Source organism: Alkalibacterium sp. MB6 (assembly GCF_009935905.1).
In the GTDB taxonomy this organism is placed as follows: Bacteria; Bacillota; Bacilli; order Lactobacillales; family Carnobacteriaceae_A; genus Alkalibacterium.
The window spans coordinates 23,033-41,514 of the sequence record NZ_PREX01000013.1; the positions used below are offsets into that span (position 1 = coordinate 23,033).

Genomic DNA, 18,482 nt, shown 5'->3' on the forward strand with positions numbered 1-18,482 from the left:
CACATCAAGGTGAGTGTTGGCTTTTGTTTTACAGTGAATCACGGAGTAAAGGCATGCTCATGCACCGAGGACCGCCCCGACCACGGGACAGCTCACTTGACGGGATTTCTATCACCTTAATGCCGTTTTCTCTTAGTAATTCGTTGGATACAAAGTTTCGGTTGTAAGTCACGACGACTCCAGGTTTAATGGCCAATGTATTTGAACCATCATTCCACTGTTCTCTAGGAGCAGCGATCGGGTCGCCATCTCCACATGGAATCAGATTGATTTCGCCATGTTTCAAAGTATCTTTTAATACTTTTCCTAAGTCACTGTGGTGGCTAACATTTAATTCACCTTCAACGGATGACGGTTCCAAGACATAAATAGACATTTGCTTATTAATATCTTGAATTTCTGGGTGAATCGTAAAGGCATCATGGTCAACCATTGTAAATACCGTGTCTAAATGCATCATCGCACGGACTCTAGGAATTTCAATGGCCACTACTTTCTTAAAGGTGCTATTTTTGGAAAATAACGAACGAGCCATCTCTTCTATTGCACGGCCTGATGTTCGTTGAGACACACCTATAGCCAGCGCTTCATCGTTTAAAACTAAGATATCTCCACCTTCTATAGAAGTCTGAGAGTACCTGTCACGCCAAACTTTTATGTCCGATTGTTTAAAATTAGGATGGTGTTTCACAATCGTTTCCATGAATAATGATTCCCTTTTACGAGCGGGATAAGTCATTTGGTTAATTGATATTCCTTCTCCCAATACGGACGCAATATCTCTTGTATAGTATAGGTTTGGCATGGGATCCATCAGGAATAATGATTTACTTTCATCGTCGGTTAACCACGACAAGGATGTCGAATTGATAGACAGTTCATCCATACGAACGCCCGCCATCATTTTATCCACCATCTCTCGGTCGGTCATTGAATAAAAGTACTCACTAACCGCCTGTATTGCCTCATCGACGTGAATACCAGATTCTTTAATCAGTTGAGAAATCAATTGGTCTTTCACTTTCTCTTCTTTTAGGGTTTCGGTTAATAAATTTTCAAGGTAGACGACCTCAGCTCCATTATCTCTTAAGACAGTCGCAAAGGCATCGTGTTCTTCTTGTATAATCGGAAGGTACGGAATATCATCGAACAATAACTCTTCCATCGTTGAAGGGATTAAATTCTCCACTTCCTTACCTGGTCTTCTGAGTAGCACTCGCTTCAAAGATCCTATTTCCGATGTGATATTTAATGCTTGATTCATGTTATCCTCCTGTAGTGTATTCGGTCTATCTTATAGTTGTTTTTATTCAAAATTTAGTATAAATATCCTAATCATGTTAAAAAGAAAAGAGAAAAGACTAATCTTTCCCCTCTTCACTTCGTTCTTAGTATAATACATCTTCTTCAGTTGGCTCTTCTTCATCGTCAACGTATAAAACGGGTTCCGGTGCTTCAGCGTACTCAGGAGCTGGTGCGACGTTTTTCTCGGTGCGTTCGTAACGAATCGGTTCAACGACATCGTCGCTTTCTGCACGTTTCGTTTCATACCAATTTTCAGCTTCAAGCATGGCTTCGTCAATAGTAAGCACAGCTTTTTCTTTTGCAGATTTAGCTTTTTCTTGAACCTTTTTTTGAAACTCTTCCCCAGACTGAGGTGCAAACAAGTATGCCATAGCTGCTCCAGTTAATGCTCCTAGTGCGACTCCTAAACCAAATGTTCTTTTAGACATGATTTTTTCCTCCCAGTGTTTCTAGTTTGTCAGTTCAATTTTTTCAAGTGTAACTAATTCTATACAGACACATAAAGCTTCCATCGCTATTTCTAAATGATCAAGCTTCGCGTTGCTTGGTGCCAAACGAATACTGTTGTCTCTTGGGTTATTTCCATACGGATAAGCTGCATTCGCATCAGTCAAATGAACACCGATATCTTTCATGCGTCTGACAACTTCTTCTGCACACCCATCTTGTGTCGTTAAGTGAACGAAGTAGCCACCTTTTGGCTGCGTCCATTCTACAAAATGACTGCGCTCTTCTTCACCGAAGAAGGCATGTAAAATAGCATCGATCCATTCGAATTTGGGTGCTAAAATTTCCGCGTGCTTTTCCATATGCGCTTCAATCGTTTCTCTATCCTTTAAAAACTCAACATGACGTTTTTGATTGATTTTATCGAAACTAATGATTTGCTTACTGAATGCTTTAGCAATCTCTTGCATACGGTCAACGGAGGCTCCTATAGCTGATACACCTGAACCAGGGATAGTCATTTTAGACGTTGATACAAATTGAACCACACGATTGGGGTTCAAGGCATATTTACAAGCTTCTAAAATATTTTTAACTACTTCCCTTTCTTCATATAAATGGTGGACGACATAAGCGTTATCCCACATAATTAAAAAATCGTCGTGAGCGGTTGTCATAGCGGCTAGTCGATCAACCACTTCGTCAGAAACCGTTTCGCCTGTTGGATTGTTATAAGTCGGAACGACAAACATCCCTTTAATAGCTGGATCTTGAGAGACTAGCGTTTCAACAGTATCCATATCTGGACCCTTACCAGTTAAAGGAACCGAAATCATTTCAATACCTAACTGTTCAAGCATAAACCAGTGACGGTCATAACCAGGACTTGGGCATAAGAACTTCACGGTTGCGTCTTGTGACCAAGGCTTTTCAGCTGTGAACATGAAATGATTTAACACAGCATACATTAAATGGAGACTCGAGTTTCCTCCTATAAAGGTTTCTTCGACGCTCGTTTCCATTAATGACCCGAATAACTCTCGGGCTTCTTTAATACCGTAAAGCCCACCGTAATTTCTAATATCTATCTCATCGTCACTCAACCATTGAGTAATGGGCGTGTCGTTGATTAATGCCTGAGATAACTTTAGCTGCTCGGAAGAAGGCACTCCACGAGCGAGTGATAAATCAAGTGGGCGCTGCTTGTATCTTTCATATTGCTCCTGCAACTGCTCCAGACGTGTCTCTTGTTCTTCTTGACTCATCTCCTACTCCCTTCTATTGTCTATGTATGAAGAGAGGTCAGCCCTAACGTGAAGCTACCCCACCGTTATACTTAGATCAACGTGATGTCATACTTCTTATTATAACTGAAGATTAGAGAGATTGAAAACGATACAATCACTCTTTGTTCTCTCTTTACTTTATTTCCAAGCTCGTCATGGCTTCTTTAACTTTATGAATACAGTCGTCGTGATTATGGGATCGGGCTGGACACTGGTATCTGCCAAAGAAAATCAAGCGATGGTGAGCCACACTCCATAAGTCTTTAGGTATTTTTTCCATCAACGCATCTTCTACTTGTCTCACGTTTGCTTTTTGATCGCAAATGTTGAATCGTTTGGAAATACGTTCGACGTGAGTATCGACCGCTATAGCCGGTTCGTCAAACGCCACACTCATGACCACATTGGCTGTCTTACGCCCTACCCCTGGTAAACTTTCTAATTCTTTATGTGTGCGAGGAACCTCTCCATTAAAGCGCTCGACTAGTTCACGTGCACATTGTTTGATAAATTTTGCTTTGTTTCGGTAAAGCCCAATGGTTTTTAATTTATCCATAATATCGGACAAATCTGCCTCCATCATCTGTTCTGGCGTAGGGTAGGTCTCGAATAATAATGGCGTCACTTTATTAACCCCTACGTCTGTTGTTTGAGCACTCAATATGACAGCTATTAACAATTCAAAAGCATTCGAATGAGTCAATTCTGCTTTAGCGTTTGGATACAATACCCCAATAGCTTCAATGAGGCGAGTCGTTTCTTCTGCGTTTAATAATACTGTTTGTTCAGACACTTATATGCTCCTTTATTACCATTTACTTGTTTATTTTTCTAACTTATCTTTCAACCAGTTATACATCGGTACGGGCTTATCTGAAGCTAACTTTTCTTTATTGATGACCGCTTGGCTTTGGCTTATGCGGTGCCGCTTTGATTCTTTTTCCACTTGTTCTTTTGTTCGAATATTTTTCTTTTCCCATGCTAAAAGAATCCGGTCAATGTATTTTAAACTGTAGACTTGATTCAATACGGCTTCTCTTAAAGCCATTTGTATTAATTCAGGACTGTACTTGTCTTGTTCCAGCCACATCTCTAAGGTTTGAATTTCGATAGCTGACAAGCTTCTGCCGAATTCTTCTGCAAACAAGTTGTAGAGCTCTTTGGCTGACAAAGTCGTTTGGATAGCGACATGTTCTTGATTTTTATCTTCAAGAAGAAGCAACAGCTTTTCATAAAGTAAATCAAAAGACAATGTATCAACCGTTTTGCCTTCTTCATTTGCAGTTGTTTCAATCGTAATTAACTTTTTGCTGATTAAAGCATAAATAGCTTTAAAGGCGTCTTCTTTTGACACATCTAAACGCTCTGAGAGTATCTGCGTATCTGGGAAGCCTTGACCTTGTTCAGCTAAAGAAAGCAGTTGAATCAAGGTAACTAACTCATCATTTGTCATATTCAAGTCTTTATAATAAGCGAGTAGACAATTGGGTAAAGTTGTTTGCCCCAACTTCATCCACTTTAAAAGCAGTTCATTTTTCATTTATTTTCTCCTCCTAATCCTTCTATTGAGAAGAAAAGAGGATTGGGGATTTTACGTTCCCAACCCTCTTTATTATCAATTTAACTATACGCTTACGGATAAATTCTGTTTAATAAACGTGGGAAAGGAATAGACTCACGGATGTGTTCCGTTCCACTTAACCATGTTACGGTACGTTCCAAACCAAGTCCAAAACCTGAGTGTGGGACACTTCCGTATTTTCTAAGTTCCAAGTACCAGTTGTATTCTTCAAGGTCTAAACCAAAGGCCTCAATTTGAGCTTTTAATTTCTCATAGTCGTCTTCACGTTCAGACCCACCAATGATTTCACCGTATCCTTCAGGTGCAATCATATCCGCACACAAGACAACGTCGTCTCTGTCTGGGTGTTCTTTCATGTAAAATGGCTTGATATCTTTTGGATAGTTCAAAATGAATACTGGCGTGTTATATTGTTTCGCAATAAATGTTTCTTCAGGTGAACCGAAATCTTCTCCCCATGTCACATCAAAGTCATTTTTCTGAAGCATATCGACAGCTTCATCATATGAAATACGTGGGTAAGGCAATTGTGTGTAAGATTTAAGCAACTCTTTGTCACGTTCCAATACGTCTAACGCATGGTCACAGTTGTCTAAGACACTTTGGACCAAATAAGCAACGTATTGTTCTTGAACTTCTAGTGACTGGTCTTGGTCCATGAAGGCCATCTCAGGTTCAATCATCCAAAACTCAATTAAGTGACGTCTCGTTTTTGATTTTTCTGCGCGGAAAGTCGGTCCAAATGAGAACACTTTACCTAAAGCCATCGCTGCAGCTTCCATGTATAATTGACCACTTTGAGTTAAGAAGGCATCACGGTCAAAGTATTTCGTGTGGAAAAGTTCTGTTGTGTTTTCAGCTGCACTACCTGTTAAAATCGGTGGATCAACTTTAATGAATCCTTCTTTGTTGTAAAATTCATAAGTTGCACGAATAATTTCATTTCTTACGTGCATAATAGCGTGTTGTTTAGACGAACGCAACCATAAGTGACGGTGATCCATCAAAAATTCTGTTCCGTGTTCTTTTGGTGTAATCGGGTAATCAACCGCTTCGTTGATCACTTCAATATCTTTTACGTGAATTTCATAACCAAATTTAGAACGCGTGTCTTCTTGAATGGTTCCTGTTACCCAAATGGATGATTCTTGAGTTAAGTTTTTAGCTGTTTGGAAGACCTCTTCGGATACTTCACTTTTGACGACGACTCCCTGAAAGAAAGCAGATCCGTCACGTAAATTTAAAAAGGCAATCTTTCCGCTTGAGCGTTTGTTCGCAACCCATGCACCTATTTTTACTTCTTTTCCAACATAATCCTTTGAATGACTAATTTGTATCTTTTTCACTCTCTTTATCTCCTTTAGCTGACAATTGCCTATTTTATTTATCTTTATAATGAGGCTTATATATTATCGATGGTTCGAAGCCATTCGCCGGTTTTTAAATCAATAATATAATAACCTAGTCGTTCGTTTTGGTTTCGGTAACTGACTTCCCATACAGGAATATCGTTTATCACACCTATCCGTGCATTTAAAATAGCATCAGGTTCCCTTGCTTGACGAGTTAGTTGAATCGCTTCTTGTCTGGATACTGTCTCATTTGCAGCTAATTCAATAATGCTACCGCCATTTTGCCTGACTATATATAATTTCTCTTCATTATTTTCATTGAAGCCTCTTACCGTTAAATAGGTTTCTGTCCCATTGTACCAGTAAAAATCCTCGGCTTGATTTAAGTCTGTTCGCTCAGAGACGAATGCGATCGTTTCAGCCTCAACCCGGTCATAAGGGTTATGAGACTGTTGGTACACATAAATAGCACCAACGATCACTGCACTCAAAAGCAGAACGAGTCCAATGACAAACTTTTTCAATCTGACCCCTCATTCCCTATCTTTCCTACTCAACTCTTTCAGTATAGCAAATGGGGGTGAAGAAATAAATAATGATTCCACATTCGACCGTCTTTATTCAAAGAATTTGACGATTTCGTCTTTAATTTCTCCAATGGGTAATTGTTCGATGGGTAACGTACTGGGCAGTGTATTTAAAAAGACATGAGCATAACTCGCATCCACTACTCGGCGGTCCAACACAACCCAAATCCCTTTATCCTCAGGTGAGCGAATCAATCGGCCGATACCCTGTTTGAATTTGACTACTGCACGTGGCAGTAAATCATGTACAAAAGGATTTTTCCCTTGTTGGGTCAATTCCTGATGGCGTTTTTTGACTAATGGCATTTCTGGTGAGTCGAACGGTAACCGTGTCATAACAACCATTTTTAACTCGTCTTCAGGAAAGTCAACGCCTTCCCAAAAACTATCTGAACCAAGAACAATACTTTGACTCGATTTTTTAAACAGTTTGGAAATCTTCACTGGGGTCCCTGACACATATTGAGCCAGAATCGTTTTGTTTTGCAGGGAACGCCTTTTTTTCATTAATCTATAGACTTCTTGAATAACTTCTTGCGAACGGAATAAGACCAAACAGTTTTCGTCCGTTTGACTGACAACTGCCTCAATCTGATTCGTTAAGGTGGTCGCATAAGGAATGAGTCCGCCTCTGGCCGATTCCGTTGTATCCTCCGTTGGGATAAATAAACGACCTTGTTTCGCATAATCATAAGGTGACTCATAAGAAGCTAATGCCGCTTTTTTAATCGAAAGAGCATCTTGTAAATAGTCCGTTGAACCATTGACTGACAAGGTACTGCTTGTTAGCAAGACATGTTCGTATTGCGTGACTGCCTTTAGCATGGTGTCTTTTCTGTCTCTGTCAAACTTATAAAAAGACAGCGAATTGATGGGGCTTTTCGTATAAAAACGCATAGCCATAGGGCTTTTACTATCTGTTTCAAAGAAAATATAATCCAAGACAGCTAAATCTTTTTCAATAGAATCGATTGTTTCATTAAAAGCAGATAAGGTCAGTTTATTTTCTTTGGATAACTCGTCGGTTTTACCTTGGACACTTTTTTTGATTTGTCTGCCTACATAAAGCAAATCACTTAAATGATGCTTAATAAACTTAGAATCACGTTTCAAATCCATGGGTAGCTTGGCGTTAGAGACACTCGTCTCTTTCCATTCAATGACTCGGTCGTCGTATTGATCGACAGACTTCATCCAGTCTATCCATTTTCTTAGCCAGTCTTCCCATTCTTCAAGCAAGACTTGGACGAGAGATTCGAGAGTGGTTAGCTGATAAGGTTTAATGAATGAATCAGGAAATTCATTTAAAGAATATAACAATGTGTCGTCTTTTAATATAGAGCCTAATGCCTTTAAGTCATTGCTGACGTTTTTCGTTCGTAGCGTCACAGTTGACCGCTCATCTATCACATCAGGCAAGTGATGCGCCTCATCTATGATTAGACGATTGGCATCAAGGGATTCAGATAGTTTATCCTCTTGTCTTCCCCATTCGGTTAGTAAATAAGCATGATTGGTTACAATAATGGATGCATGATCCAAACGCTTTTGACGTCTATTCATGAAATCCACTGATTCAAAAGCATTGGTTTCCTGTTGCATGTGGGCATGACTTCTAACTTCTTCCCAAAACCGATGAGTTAGCCGTGTACCCACACCCATTTCTTCCAAGTCACCTTCTTGAGTTTCCAGTAGCCAAACCAGTATTTTCATGCAAAACAAAGCATCCACTTCATCAGCAGTCACTTGTTTTAATTTTGTCGAAAAACCTGCTAATGATAAATAGTGGGACGCACTTTTTAATAGAGCCGCAGTCCGTTTAAATGGCAGCCGGCTATTTAATAAAGGAATGCTTTCGTCACTAATCTGCTTTTGAAGAAGTTTAGTATAGGTGGAAATCAGTAATTTATTATCCCTAGTGCTTAAATAAAAGGACGGTAATAAATACCCAAACGTTTTTCCAGAACCAGCAGCAGCTTCAATAAATTGCACATAATCTGGTGAATCTGTTTTGAAATACTCAAAGACCTCATTCATCATGGCCGTTTGACTTTCTCTTTTATGTAAGCCAAGTGACTGCATCACCTGTTCTTTGTCATCTTCTTTAAACGGATAAGATGGCAACTGTCTATAATTTTCTTGTTCATCAACGTATTCTGGCTTTCTCATGGCTAAACCATTCACCACTTGACTATCACTTGGCAAATCGGTTGGACTGGCTAGAGCCTCTTCAAGTGCATGACGAATAAAGAGTCCTGTATCGGCCGTCAAAACGCCTGACAATCGGCTGAGTGATTCCAATGTCACCAAAGGAAGTCCCTTTAGTTTACTGCTTAATTTCTCTAAAAGAAAGGCAGTCGCTTTTGCATCGAATAAGGCATTGTGAGCATTTAAAAGCGTGTAACCTAAAGAAGAGGTCAATTCCTTGAGCTGGTAACTGTCCTCTGTAGGAAAGAGTATTTGAGCCAATTCTACTGTATCAATAGCGGGAATAGACAGGGGTTCAAAACCTGCCCGCCCAAAGCATTCATTTAGAAATTGGTAATCAAAACCAACATTATGTGCCACAAATATCGTATCTTCTAAAAGGGTATGAATAATTAAGGCAACATCCTCAAAATAAGGAGCAGTCGCTAAATCTTTTGCTGTGATGCCAGTTAAATCTCTGACGACTTTATTTACTTTTCGGGAAGGGTTGACAAAGGTATCAAATGTTTCCACGATCTCATTATTCTTCATTAATACACACGCAAATTGAATCATCCGCTCATCTCGGCCAATACTGGCTCCCGTTGCTTCAATATCCACAATGGCGTACAGCTGGTCTTTTTTCATGCGTCTCCTCCTTCCTACTGTCTAAAAATAACAACTCATTGCTCATTTTTTAAGTTTAGCCAGTTGATAATACTATCTGTCTCGTTATCAATGTGACCCATCACGACGCCTTCTTCAGCTTTTCGGATGGCTTCGCCTAACCACTTGCCACCTTTTTTGCCTGTCACATTCATTAAGTATTTACCGTTAATGGCTAACTCTTGACGTGACCGTATGGGTAAGTGGTCAATCATCTCTTCAACATGACTAATTGATGCTTCAAAGCCTAAATCAGCTATCATCCGTTCTGTTTCTAAAGCCAGTTCAGGACTGTAATCGTAAAGTTGAATAGCAGTGAAAGACGAATGCTGTCTCCACCTTATCAATTCAAGTAAGCGAGTGCTTTCATGAATAACTTGATTGGATAATTTCCACCCTTTCATAAAAGCGACTGCCTCTTTGCTGCTATTCATCTCTAGAAAGTACATTAAGTATGTCCAGACTTGTCGGTTACTAGTCAGTTGGTTAGGTAAGTTGGCAAAGCGTCTCAAATCGTGTTTAGTGTGTTTCAAGCCCGGACAATAGCTGTATAAGCCTGTTTCAACAAACGCTTCCATGCCCTGGAATAAGTATGTTCCTTTTGCCATTTTTTCAAATTCAACTCGGATACGCTCCACTGCTATGTTTTCCAGTAGATGAGCATTCACAACAATCGCATAGAACGTATCTGCTTCTAAATGGAAACCAAGCTGAGAAGCAAAGCGGACTGCACGCATCATTCTTAAGGCATCTTCATTAAATCGTTCCTCAGCTTTTCCAACCGCACGAACCACTTGATCGTCTAAATCTTTGGCACCATCGAAGAAATCTTGGATATTCCCTTCTTCGTCCATAGCAAAGGCATTAATCGTCAAATCTCTGCGCTTCAAGTCTTCTTTTAAAGAGCGCACAAAAGTAACCGAATCAGGTCGTCTGAAATCTTGATACGCCGATTCGGTTCTAAAAGTCGTGACTTCATAACTGTCATCATCGAGTAGCACCATCACCGTTCCATGTTCGATGCCCACATCTACAGTCTTTTTAAAAAGATGTTTTATTTCTTCAGGAAAAGCACTGGTCGCAATATCGACATCATTCACCGGCAAACCGAGCAAGGCATCTCTGACACTGCCACCGACAAAATAGGCTTCATAGCCCGCTTCTTTGATTCGTTTGACAACTGGCAAAGCACGTTTAAACTCCCCAGTAATGGGTAACTTTTTTTTCATAACAACGGGTGACCAGAATAGCTCTGTCACCCTGTCTCTCCTTTATGAGCGGTCTCAGTTTGGTTCAGTCGAGTGATGACCATCCACTCGTTCAAAGCGAAAGTGATCACGTGTTGTAAATTTATCCATTGTTAAATTGAATGATTCGGATAAGTCAATATCTAAAGAATTTGCCAAGCTGATTAAGACAAACAAAACATCTCCTAATTCTTCTTCCAAGGCCTTATCATCTTCAGTCGACTTCTTTTGTTTTTCACCATGAGTGTGATTGATTTCTCTAGCCAGCTCGCCGACTTCTTCGGTTAATCTGGCTAATTGACCAAGAGGAGAGAAATAACCTGCTTTAAATTGACTAATGTAGTCATCGACCCGTTTTTGCATCTCATTTAAATCAGTCATTACTCCACTCCTGTCATGATTTAGGATGATACACCATTTTCTAACTGGCGTTCTAATGCACTCAGTTCTTTAGCCAATGTATAAAATTGGTCTCGGTTATCTGTTTCTAATGCTTTATCGATGTCATCCATTAATAGCTGTCTTTGTTCTTGCAAGTAAACATAATCAATGGCTTCATCTACTTGTTGGTCAACTTCTTTCGGTATCCGGTCGTTCCATTTGGAAAACGGATTATCCTCTAACACAGCTGCATACTCCGGAGACAATATGGCATCTTGAAATACCAACTCAATATATAAATCAGTGTGCCAATTTAATCTCACTTCGTGAAAAGCCTGTTCCGGGTGGTCGAATACCTGTCCGTCTTTAAAAAACCGAAACGGTTCGTCTTCTGTTCCCACTGTAGCCATTCTAATACCGCGAGGAGTGTGTTCCACATCTTCGACAAAGCGTGTCTTGTTTAACACAATGTCATGGTTGAGTAAATAGTTTAAAATCCACATCGATTCTCTGCGTTTCATCTGGTAGCGTTGTAGAAACCATTTCAAGAATTTCTTTTTCTCTTTTAACTGTACTCGACTATACATTGCAGCTCCCCCCTCTTCTCTTGCTACTTATAGTATAGCAAATTTACCAGTTTTCTTCATTGTTAATCAACTCAATCATGTCAATATCGGATGGATTCAGTTCGAGGTAATTTTGAACTACTTTCCTAAAGGCATCTTGATCGCCTTCTTCTCTTAAAAACAAAGCGTAGTCTTTTAAATAGCCTGCATTGTCCTTTAAATACGGATACGCTTTTTCATAATACTCTTTGGCTTTGCTGAAATCTTCTGTTTCATTATAAGCCAAGGCACTATTCCAATAGAGTTGAGGGTCCTCTTCACCACTGTTTAATTTATCCTCAAGCCAGATTAAAGCATCCTCATGTCTATCTTGACTTAAAAGCAAATTCGTTAAGTGAAGAACCAAAGAGATATTTTCCGGATCACGTTCGATAGCTTTACCATAGTAGTCCTCAGCCGCCTCTTCGTCACCCAATTTAACAGCTGCTTCGGCCCCCATACTGTAAAGCGATGCATTCTCTTTATCGTAATACAGGCCGTCTTTCACTATTTCCAGTGCTTCTTTTTCTTTATTTTGCTGAATATAACCTTCTGCTAAAAAGACATAAACCGAAGTATAAGACGGATCCAATTCTTTGATTTTCAAAAATAAATCATTGGCCTTATCGTATTCCTTTTGTTGGAAGTAAATGTAGCCCAACTGGAATAAGTGGTCACTTGTTTCCTGCAACTCAATGGCTTCTTTTAAATAATCTTCTGCTTCTTCCCATTCACCAATTGCTCCGTAGGCATTGCCTAAACGGCTATAAATACTAATTCCAGCAAATTCAGTGTGATTCTTAATCAAGAGTTCTTCATAAGACGTAATGGCATCCCGGTATTCGCCAGATGAGAAATACAATTCACCTAAGGCAAAATCAATGACCGGTTCTTCAGGAAGGAGTGTTTTTGCTTCTTTCAGTTTTTGTCTAGATACTTCAGGCAAGTCGAGTACTTGATAGTAATCGGCTGATACAAGTAGTGCCTGCGGATAATATGGGCTGTTCTTCTCGACCTGATCAATCCAGTCAAAAGCCTCTAATTCTTTACCTTCTTCAATGGCTAACTCCGCCAACGTCAACTTCATTGCATCATCTTGCTCTTTTTCAAGCAAATGAAGCGCAACTGTCTTTGTTTCTTCTAAAAAACCTAAATCAAAGAGTGTTTCAGTTAATGCATACAACTCTTCCGTTTGATCATGTTCTAAAGCTAAGTGTAAATAATCAGCCGCTTTAGTCAAATCTTCGTTTTGAATAGCCTCAATCATTTTATTTGAGTATGACACGAGACAAGCTCCTTTTTCTTCGTTCATGTTTCTTTTATCTTATCATACACGAGGGTTAACGTCATGTTAGATTTTATGAGCTTTACTTAAAATGGCTTTCGCTGTCATTTTATCACGTTTCTTTTAAAATAGACTAAAGAAGAGACAGGACTGATGAATCGGTGATGAAACTGAATATGAATAGAGATACCCCATTTGTTAAGCATTATCACTGGATAGGAATTGTCGTTGTTTGTTTAGCATCCATTCCTTTACACTTTGTCTATGAATGGACAGGAGAGAATACATTGGCGGGAATCTTTACTCCTATCAATGAAAGCATTTGGGAGCATCTCAAACTCGTTTATTGGCCGTTGCTTTTATGGTGGACAGTTGGTTTTCTAATCTTCCGTGATAGAAAGTCATTATCCATCTCAAAATGGTTTACTGCCGCACTTGTTTCTATAATTATTAGCATGGTGTTTATCGTGGGTTGGTACTACACATGGACAGAAGCGTTTGATGTCCATTCGTCTATTATTGATGTTGGCTCTCTTTTTATTGCTGTTCCTATTGCTCAGCTTATTGCGATTCATGTCTATAAAGCCGTGCAACCACGAGTGGTATACTTATTGCTTTCAATTGGCATCCTTTTAGCACTCGCTGGATTATTCGTCTGGTTTACCTTTAATCAACCAGATGTCCCGTTTTTCATTCCTCCTAGTGGCTAATTAGATTGTAAAAGGTATAGATTAAATCGTTACAATGGTATTTAAAAAGAGACCAAGCGCCTGTAAAGAACTCGGGCGTTTGGTCTATTTCGTCGCTATTCTGACAAGCGGTACATTAAATCAGTCATCAATGAACCGGTGTAGCTCTCTTCTCCGCTTTTTTGAATCGTCGCATTAGTCACAGCCCACATGCGGTCTTCAGTCTCTAACGACTCAATAAATTGCCTAATGGCTTCTGGTGAGCTACCCGTCACTTCCACTTGATAGGTGGTTTTGACAAAGTCATCCACAACGTTTTCTATAGGCTCCCTGTCGCTAACTCGATTCGTGTGCATTAACTCAAGCTCGTAACGATCAGCCGTTGCTTTTAAAATAACTAAAACTTCGTTTATTGCCTCAACGTCAGGTAAAAATCGAGTGGTCTCATCGTATGCTTCCTGATAGTCGGCTAAAACTGCTTCTTCAGCTGGGTATTGCTCTAGCAATCGCGTTTGATCCTCCACAATGCGAGTGGAGCTTTCAGCACTAGCTTGAGACGGGGCAACGAGCACATGATAACCGTAGTAACCAACAGCAACTAATATCAAAACGGTTAATAAAGAGACTATAAAGGATTCTCTATTCCACTTTATTGCCATAAAAGAGCCTCCTCTTTCAATAAGCTTTCATCATAATCAATGGTTAAATCAATTTCATACAAGCCTTCTTCTGACGATGTTTGCTGAAGTCGAGTGACATTCACTCGATTAATATAAGAGACTGATTCCAATTCTTCAATAATCGAAGCACTCTCTTCAACTCCTACAGCTTCTAGATTCAACATGATTTGCCCTGTGGTCGTCACATTCAACATCACTAATTGGGTGTCTTCATTCGGTATAAAGGACGACACGTGTTCCGTGGCAAAAGCTACTGGAAAGGTTTGTTCATCAAGAATCGTTATTGTTTCTCTGTTTTGAGTCGTTAAGCGTTCAATCTGTTGAATGTCTCTAGATAAGGCAACTTGTTCAGATTGTTGCTGCATGATTTGAACGTTTTGAGCATCGACTCGATTATAATGAGCGGATAGAAAAAGAAAGTAGGTTAACAGTACTATCACGCCTACAACGAATCCAGACAAAATTAAGTACGGGAGAACGTTCGTCTCTTTCTTTTCAAAAAAGTTAACTTCAATCATCCTTCGCCCTCCTCCTTCACTTGCGTTTGCTCAAGAGTGGCGAAAGGCTTCTTAAATGAATGAGTTTTTTTCTCTTTTGACTTAACTACTGACTTTTCTTTTTTAGTTTGTTTTAAAGATAAGCCATATAAACCTGCATCAGTTGGCGTTAATTGGTCAGGCATCGAGAGTGTATGCACTTCTAGAGGGAATCGCTCTTCTAATAAGCCTTTAACTAGATCTAAATGAGGATAGCTTCCTGTGAGTACAACGGAATCGATTGTCCCTTCTCCATTTAAAACAGAGTAGCGGTAAAATTCCATAAAGCGTTCAAGGCCATTTAGTTGATCATTTAAATTGTCCTGTAACAGGTCTTTAGACTGCTTCCAAGTCCATATGCCATCTTCAGTCATGGACCAAGAATCAGACAGTCGAGACAAGCGAGTCTGTCTGTTAAACTGTGGAATATCATTGTTAAATACGGTGATAGACAGATCTAAAGGGTGCCATTGTAAAAGCATGACGTGATCTGATGACTTAATCGATAGCGTGTCCAATTCTTTTACCACTCGATAAACGCTAAGGGATGATATATCCGCGACTTCTGGTTTTAATCCAATATCTTGTAGTAAATCCAGATAAATTCTAACTTCCTCGCCTGGAAAGGCAACCAATAAAACCGTTTGATTCTCTTCCGTCTTTTCAACAATTTCAAAATCAACTTTTGGATGGTCAAAAGGCAGACGAATCGATGTATTAATATGTAAATCCAAATAATCTTTCACTTCAGAGCCGTCCAATTGACTAGGGATTTTTTCAAAGCGAATCGTCACAAAATCATCCGGAAGTAAAATAGATACCTTCGTGTTCTTCCACTTTTTCTCTTTAACCAAAGCATCCAATCTCGTTTTAATCAAAATCGGATTGGTAACCTTTCCCTCTTGAAGAAGGGGTGTATCAAATATCAAATAGCCCTTGTCCACGATTGTCCGTTTTTGAGGATCAATAGACAAGTAGCTGATACTTTTTTCATAAAAGCGCAAATATAAATGAGGTTTAGCTTTGAATAACATAATAGTTCCTCCAAACAACAGACGTGAGAGACAGGGATACGAGTAACATTAACTAAATAAATTCCAATACCAATTAATGAGTGGCTCACCATAAAAGTAAACGGTCATAGCTGCCATGCCGATAAAGGGACCAAATGGGATTCGTGACTTTCTTGAAGCCTTTTTGATTACCATTATTAAAGAACCATACAAAGCTCCATATAGAGTGGACAAGAAAAATAAAAGTAAAAACTGCTGCCAACCTAAGATAAAGCCCAGCAAGGTAAAGTATTTCAAATCCCCTGCTCCCATTCCACCTTTTGATAACAAAATAATCGAAAAGACTAAGGCAAAGGCTAATAATGCGCCTTGAAAGGAAGACCAGTAAGGGACTAAAGGAAAGAAAAAACGGTATATGAAAAATATGGGTACAGACAGAAGCAAGAGTTGATTAGGGATTTTACGGTAAACAATGTCTGAAACGGTGATAGGAATAATGAGGGCAATCAACAGTAAGCCCAAAGCCATATGCCATGATATGCCATAATAATAATACGTCATGAAAAATAAAAGACCGGTCAATAACTCCATAATCGGATAAAGCGGTGAGATCCGTTGATGACACGTTCGGCATTTTCCTCTTTGAAAAACATACGACACAACCGGTATCAGTTCTGTCCACCTAAGCGTGCGGTTACACGTGTCACAATAAGACCGCGTCTGTGAAAACAACGTCTTACTAGGAACCCGCAAGCCGACCACGTTGAAGAACGATCCGAAAACCAGTCCGTATATGAAAAAGAAAAAGCTAAAAAGTCCTGTCATCTGTTTAATCTCCTATGTAGAATGAAAGGCCCGCAAGCGGGCCTTAAATTATATTATTCCTTGAAAGTTGCTCTTCCATTTGTGTCAAAGGTAATTGTTCTACCTGTCTCAGTAGAAGTTAATTCTTCACCGTTTCTTGTTTCTAAAAAACCAGCCTCTTGCAATTGATATTCATTCACTTCACTAGCGGTCGGATTATCAACTCTATACAATCTTGCAGCATCCAACACAAGTGCTTCGTCTGCAGCTTGAGCATCAGTCGTTGCGCCGCTTATTAAATTACCTATAGCTGGTATAGCAATGGCCACAATAATTCCTAAAATAACGATTACGGCTAGTAACTCAACCAGTGTAAATCCTTCTTCTTTATTCATCAGTTGCTTCAATTTGTTTCTCATTTGATTTTTCCTCCTTGATATTAGTCGATTATTCTCTATTTAGCACATAATGATGTTTCTAAACATGAATAAAGTTACATGTCTACAATTAGTATTTGATGCATATGTACTAACTTAAAGCGTTTATAGCATCTCCTACTGGCATAATTATAATACTAAACGAATCTTCTTACAATACGTTATCACCAACTTTCATGTATTTTTATTGAATTGTGTCGAATAAACTGAACATTGGAACGACTATAGATAAGACGATAAAACCAACGATAACTGCAAGGAAAATGATGAGTATTGGTTCAATTAGTGACTGAAGTTTGTCAGACGCTTCTTCGACTTCTTGATCATAGACGTCCGCTACTTTTTTGAGCATGTCGTCTAGTGCCCCACTCGATTCCCCCACTCGAATCATTTGACTAATTAAGGGTGGAAAGACCCAGTGTTCTTCCATTGGTTTTGCTAAAGATTCGCCTTGTTCTAAAGACTTCTTACTTTCATCAAGCACTTCTCTTACCACTCTATTCCCAACCACTTGACTGGTAACATCTACTGCTTGAAGTATGGGGACAGAACTACTGATTAGGGAGCTTAAAGTCTGAGTCATTCGAGCCATTGTGGCTTTCTGAATGAAGACACCTATAACTGGAATTTTTAAAGCTAATTTATCCAAGTAATAGGCTGTATGCTCTTTTTTCTTCATATAATTAAAAGTAACCACTAAAGCAATGAGTAAGAGGACAAAGATCCACCAAAATCGTTGGATGAATTGACTTAAGCCTAGTACTAATTGAGTAATCAGTGGTAGTTCCGATCCAAAGGAAGCAAACATATCACCAAAAATTGGAACAATAGCGATTAACAAAAAGACCGTTATAATAATGGCAAAACTTGCTACCACTATTGGATACGTTAAAGCCGTTGATACTTTTTGTTTAATACGGTGCTGTTTCTCGTAATAAGTAGCCATGCGGTCCAATACATCTTCTAACTGTCCGCTCACTTCTCCGGAGTGAATCATTTGAACCAGCAAATCTGGAAACAGTTTAGGATATGCTTTCATCGCTTCTGATAAAGGAATCCCTTCTTGTAAATCAACAGAGAGGGTTTCTAAAGCTTCTTTTAGAGGTTTACTATCGGTCTGTTCTGCTAGTAAGACAATGGCGTCCACTAGCAAAATACCTGCTTCAATCAAGGTCGCAAACTGTCTTAAGAACAGAACAAATTGTTTTTGCTTTAACGGTGTGCCAATCACAATATCTTTATATAGGATGGAGTTTAACGGTTCGACATTAAAAACAATTAAATTCATCTGGTTTAACTCATTCAATGCTTCTTTTTTTGAATAACTCTCGATCCGTCCTTTAATGGTTTTCCCATCTTTAGACTTTGCTTTATATGCATAAGTTGCCACAGA

At 39.3% G+C, this 18,482-nt stretch carries 19 protein-coding genes; 1 reads left to right on the forward strand and 18 read right to left on the reverse strand.

Translation table 11 applies throughout. From position 1 onward, the window contains the following. Window positions 1-28: 28 nt before the first annotated feature. The 12 genes from arcA to C3945_RS06480 form a co-directional block, all read right to left on the reverse strand. On the reverse strand, window positions 29-1,264 hold the full coding sequence (gene arcA / locus C3945_RS06425) for an arginine deiminase (RefSeq protein WP_161878872.1): 1,236 nt from the start codon (window positions 1,262-1,264) through the stop codon (window positions 29-31). Window positions 1,265-1,388: 124 nt separating this feature from the next. Next, entirely contained in the window at window positions 1,389-1,733 is a 345-nt protein-coding gene (locus C3945_RS06430; protein ID WP_161878873.1) for a YtxH domain-containing protein, read from the reverse strand. A 21-nt stretch (window positions 1,734-1,754) separates the two neighbouring features. Next, window positions 1,755-3,017 carry an aminotransferase class I/II-fold pyridoxal phosphate-dependent enzyme gene (locus C3945_RS06435; RefSeq protein ID WP_161878874.1) on the reverse strand — a complete coding sequence of 421 codons (1,263 nt, stop codon included), beginning with the start codon at window positions 3,015-3,017 and terminating at the stop codon, window positions 1,755-1,757. A gap of 154 nt (window positions 3,018-3,171) precedes the next feature. After that, window positions 3,172-3,831 (reverse strand): endonuclease III, encoded by a 660-nt coding sequence (nth, locus tag C3945_RS06440; RefSeq protein ID WP_161878875.1) that lies wholly within the window; start codon window positions 3,829-3,831, stop codon window positions 3,172-3,174. 30 nt (window positions 3,832-3,861) lie between these two features. Continuing rightward, entirely contained in the window at window positions 3,862-4,578 is a 717-nt protein-coding gene (locus tag C3945_RS06445; protein WP_161878876.1) for a DnaD domain-containing protein, read from the reverse strand. Window positions 4,579-4,670: 92 nt separating this feature from the next. Then, window positions 4,671-5,966 (reverse strand): asparagine--tRNA ligase, encoded by a 1,296-nt coding sequence (gene asnS / locus C3945_RS06450; protein WP_161878877.1) that lies wholly within the window; start codon window positions 5,964-5,966, stop codon window positions 4,671-4,673. 56 nt (window positions 5,967-6,022) lie between these two features. After that, the gene (locus C3945_RS06455) at window positions 6,023-6,496 is read right to left on the reverse strand and encodes a cell wall elongation regulator TseB-like domain-containing protein (protein WP_161878878.1); all 474 of its coding nucleotides are present in this window, start codon (window positions 6,494-6,496) and stop codon (window positions 6,023-6,025) included. Between the two features lie 93 nt (window positions 6,497-6,589). After that, window positions 6,590-9,394 carry a helicase C-terminal domain-containing protein gene (locus tag C3945_RS06460; protein ID WP_161878879.1) on the reverse strand — a complete coding sequence of 935 codons (2,805 nt, stop codon included), beginning with the start codon at window positions 9,392-9,394 and terminating at the stop codon, window positions 6,590-6,592. 35 nt (window positions 9,395-9,429) lie between these two features. Then, complete coding sequence (locus C3945_RS06465) at window positions 9,430-10,641, reverse strand: CCA tRNA nucleotidyltransferase (RefSeq protein WP_161878925.1); 1,212 nt, start codon at window positions 10,639-10,641, stop codon at window positions 9,430-9,432. Between the two features lie 54 nt (window positions 10,642-10,695). Continuing rightward, window positions 10,696-11,040: a nucleotide pyrophosphohydrolase gene (locus C3945_RS06470; RefSeq protein WP_161878880.1), complete on the reverse strand. Its 345-nt coding sequence runs from the start codon at window positions 11,038-11,040 to the stop codon at window positions 10,696-10,698. 20 nt (window positions 11,041-11,060) lie between these two features. After that, window positions 11,061-11,627, reverse strand: coding sequence for a ReoY family proteolytic degradation factor (locus C3945_RS06475; RefSeq protein ID WP_161878881.1), 567 nt, complete (start codon window positions 11,625-11,627; stop codon window positions 11,061-11,063). Window positions 11,628-11,670: 43 nt separating this feature from the next. Then, entirely contained in the window at window positions 11,671-12,930 is a 1,260-nt protein-coding gene (locus C3945_RS06480; RefSeq protein WP_161878882.1) for a tetratricopeptide repeat protein, read from the reverse strand. Window positions 12,931-13,094: 164 nt separating this feature from the next. Here C3945_RS06480 and C3945_RS06485 point away from each other — a divergent pair, with 164 nt between their 5' ends. Beyond that, window positions 13,095-13,640, forward strand: a complete 546-nt coding sequence (locus tag C3945_RS06485; protein WP_237585504.1) for a DUF6512 family protein — start codon at window positions 13,095-13,097, stop codon at window positions 13,638-13,640. A gap of 95 nt (window positions 13,641-13,735) precedes the next feature. Here C3945_RS06485 and C3945_RS06490 read toward each other — a convergent pair whose 3' ends face one another. The 6 genes from C3945_RS06490 to C3945_RS06515 form a co-directional block, all read right to left on the reverse strand. Next, complete coding sequence (locus C3945_RS06490; RefSeq protein WP_161878884.1) at window positions 13,736-14,278, reverse strand: hypothetical protein; 543 nt, start codon at window positions 14,276-14,278, stop codon at window positions 13,736-13,738. Further along, on the reverse strand, window positions 14,269-14,817 hold the full coding sequence (locus tag C3945_RS06495) for a hypothetical protein (RefSeq protein WP_161878885.1): 549 nt from the start codon (window positions 14,815-14,817) through the stop codon (window positions 14,269-14,271). The genes C3945_RS06490 and C3945_RS06495 overlap by 10 nt, the downstream gene beginning before the upstream one ends. After that, window positions 14,814-15,869, reverse strand: coding sequence for a type IV pilus biogenesis protein PilM (pilM, locus tag C3945_RS06500; protein WP_161878886.1), 1,056 nt, complete (start codon window positions 15,867-15,869; stop codon window positions 14,814-14,816). The genes C3945_RS06495 and pilM overlap by 4 nt, the downstream gene beginning before the upstream one ends. Window positions 15,870-15,917: 48 nt before the next feature. After that, the gene (locus C3945_RS06505; RefSeq protein WP_161878887.1) at window positions 15,918-16,673 is read right to left on the reverse strand and encodes a prepilin peptidase; all 756 of its coding nucleotides are present in this window, start codon (window positions 16,671-16,673) and stop codon (window positions 15,918-15,920) included. 53 nt (window positions 16,674-16,726) lie between these two features. Then, window positions 16,727-17,071 (reverse strand): type II secretion system protein, encoded by a 345-nt coding sequence (locus C3945_RS06510; protein ID WP_161878888.1) that lies wholly within the window; start codon window positions 17,069-17,071, stop codon window positions 16,727-16,729. Between the two features lie 202 nt (window positions 17,072-17,273). Further along, the gene (locus C3945_RS06515; protein ID WP_161878889.1) at window positions 17,274-18,479 is read right to left on the reverse strand and encodes a type II secretion system F family protein; all 1,206 of its coding nucleotides are present in this window, start codon (window positions 18,477-18,479) and stop codon (window positions 17,274-17,276) included. Window positions 18,480-18,482 lie beyond the last annotated feature (3 nt).

Coding starts and splice junctions, on each gene's coding strand:
- arcA (WP_161878872.1), bottom strand. CDS start 1,264: ATGAATCAAGCATTAAATATCACATCGGAAATAGGATCTTTGAAGCGA.
- C3945_RS06430 (WP_161878873.1), bottom strand. CDS start 1,733: ATGTCTAAAAGAACATTTGGTTTAGGAGTCGCACTAGGAGCATTAACT.
- C3945_RS06435 (WP_161878874.1), bottom strand. CDS start 3,017: ATGAGTCAAGAAGAACAAGAGACACGTCTGGAGCAGTTGCAGGAGCAA.
- C3945_RS06445 (WP_161878876.1), bottom strand. CDS start 4,578: ATGAAAAATGAACTGCTTTTAAAGTGGATGAAGTTGGGGCAAACAACT.
- C3945_RS06460 (WP_161878879.1), bottom strand. CDS start 9,394: ATGAAAAAAGACCAGCTGTACGCCATTGTGGATATTGAAGCAACGGGA.
- C3945_RS06465 (WP_161878925.1), bottom strand. CDS start 10,641: ATGAAAAAAAAGTTACCCATTACTGGGGAGTTTAAACGTGCTTTGCCA.
- C3945_RS06470 (WP_161878880.1), bottom strand. CDS start 11,040: ATGACTGATTTAAATGAGATGCAAAAACGGGTCGATGACTACATTAGT.
- C3945_RS06475 (WP_161878881.1), bottom strand. CDS start 11,627: ATGTATAGTCGAGTACAGTTAAAAGAGAAAAAGAAATTCTTGAAATGG.
- C3945_RS06485 (WP_237585504.1), top strand. CDS start 13,095: ATGAAACTGAATATGAATAGAGATACCCCATTTGTTAAGCATTATCAC.
- C3945_RS06490 (WP_161878884.1), bottom strand. CDS start 14,278: ATGGCAATAAAGTGGAATAGAGAATCCTTTATAGTCTCTTTATTAACC.
- C3945_RS06495 (WP_161878885.1), bottom strand. CDS start 14,817: ATGATTGAAGTTAACTTTTTTGAAAAGAAAGAGACGAACGTTCTCCCG.
- pilM (WP_161878886.1), bottom strand. CDS start 15,869: ATGTTATTCAAAGCTAAACCTCATTTATATTTGCGCTTTTATGAAAAA.
- C3945_RS06505 (WP_161878887.1), bottom strand. CDS start 16,673: ATGACAGGACTTTTTAGCTTTTTCTTTTTCATATACGGACTGGTTTTC.
- C3945_RS06510 (WP_161878888.1), bottom strand. CDS start 17,071: ATGAGAAACAAATTGAAGCAACTGATGAATAAAGAAGAAGGATTTACA.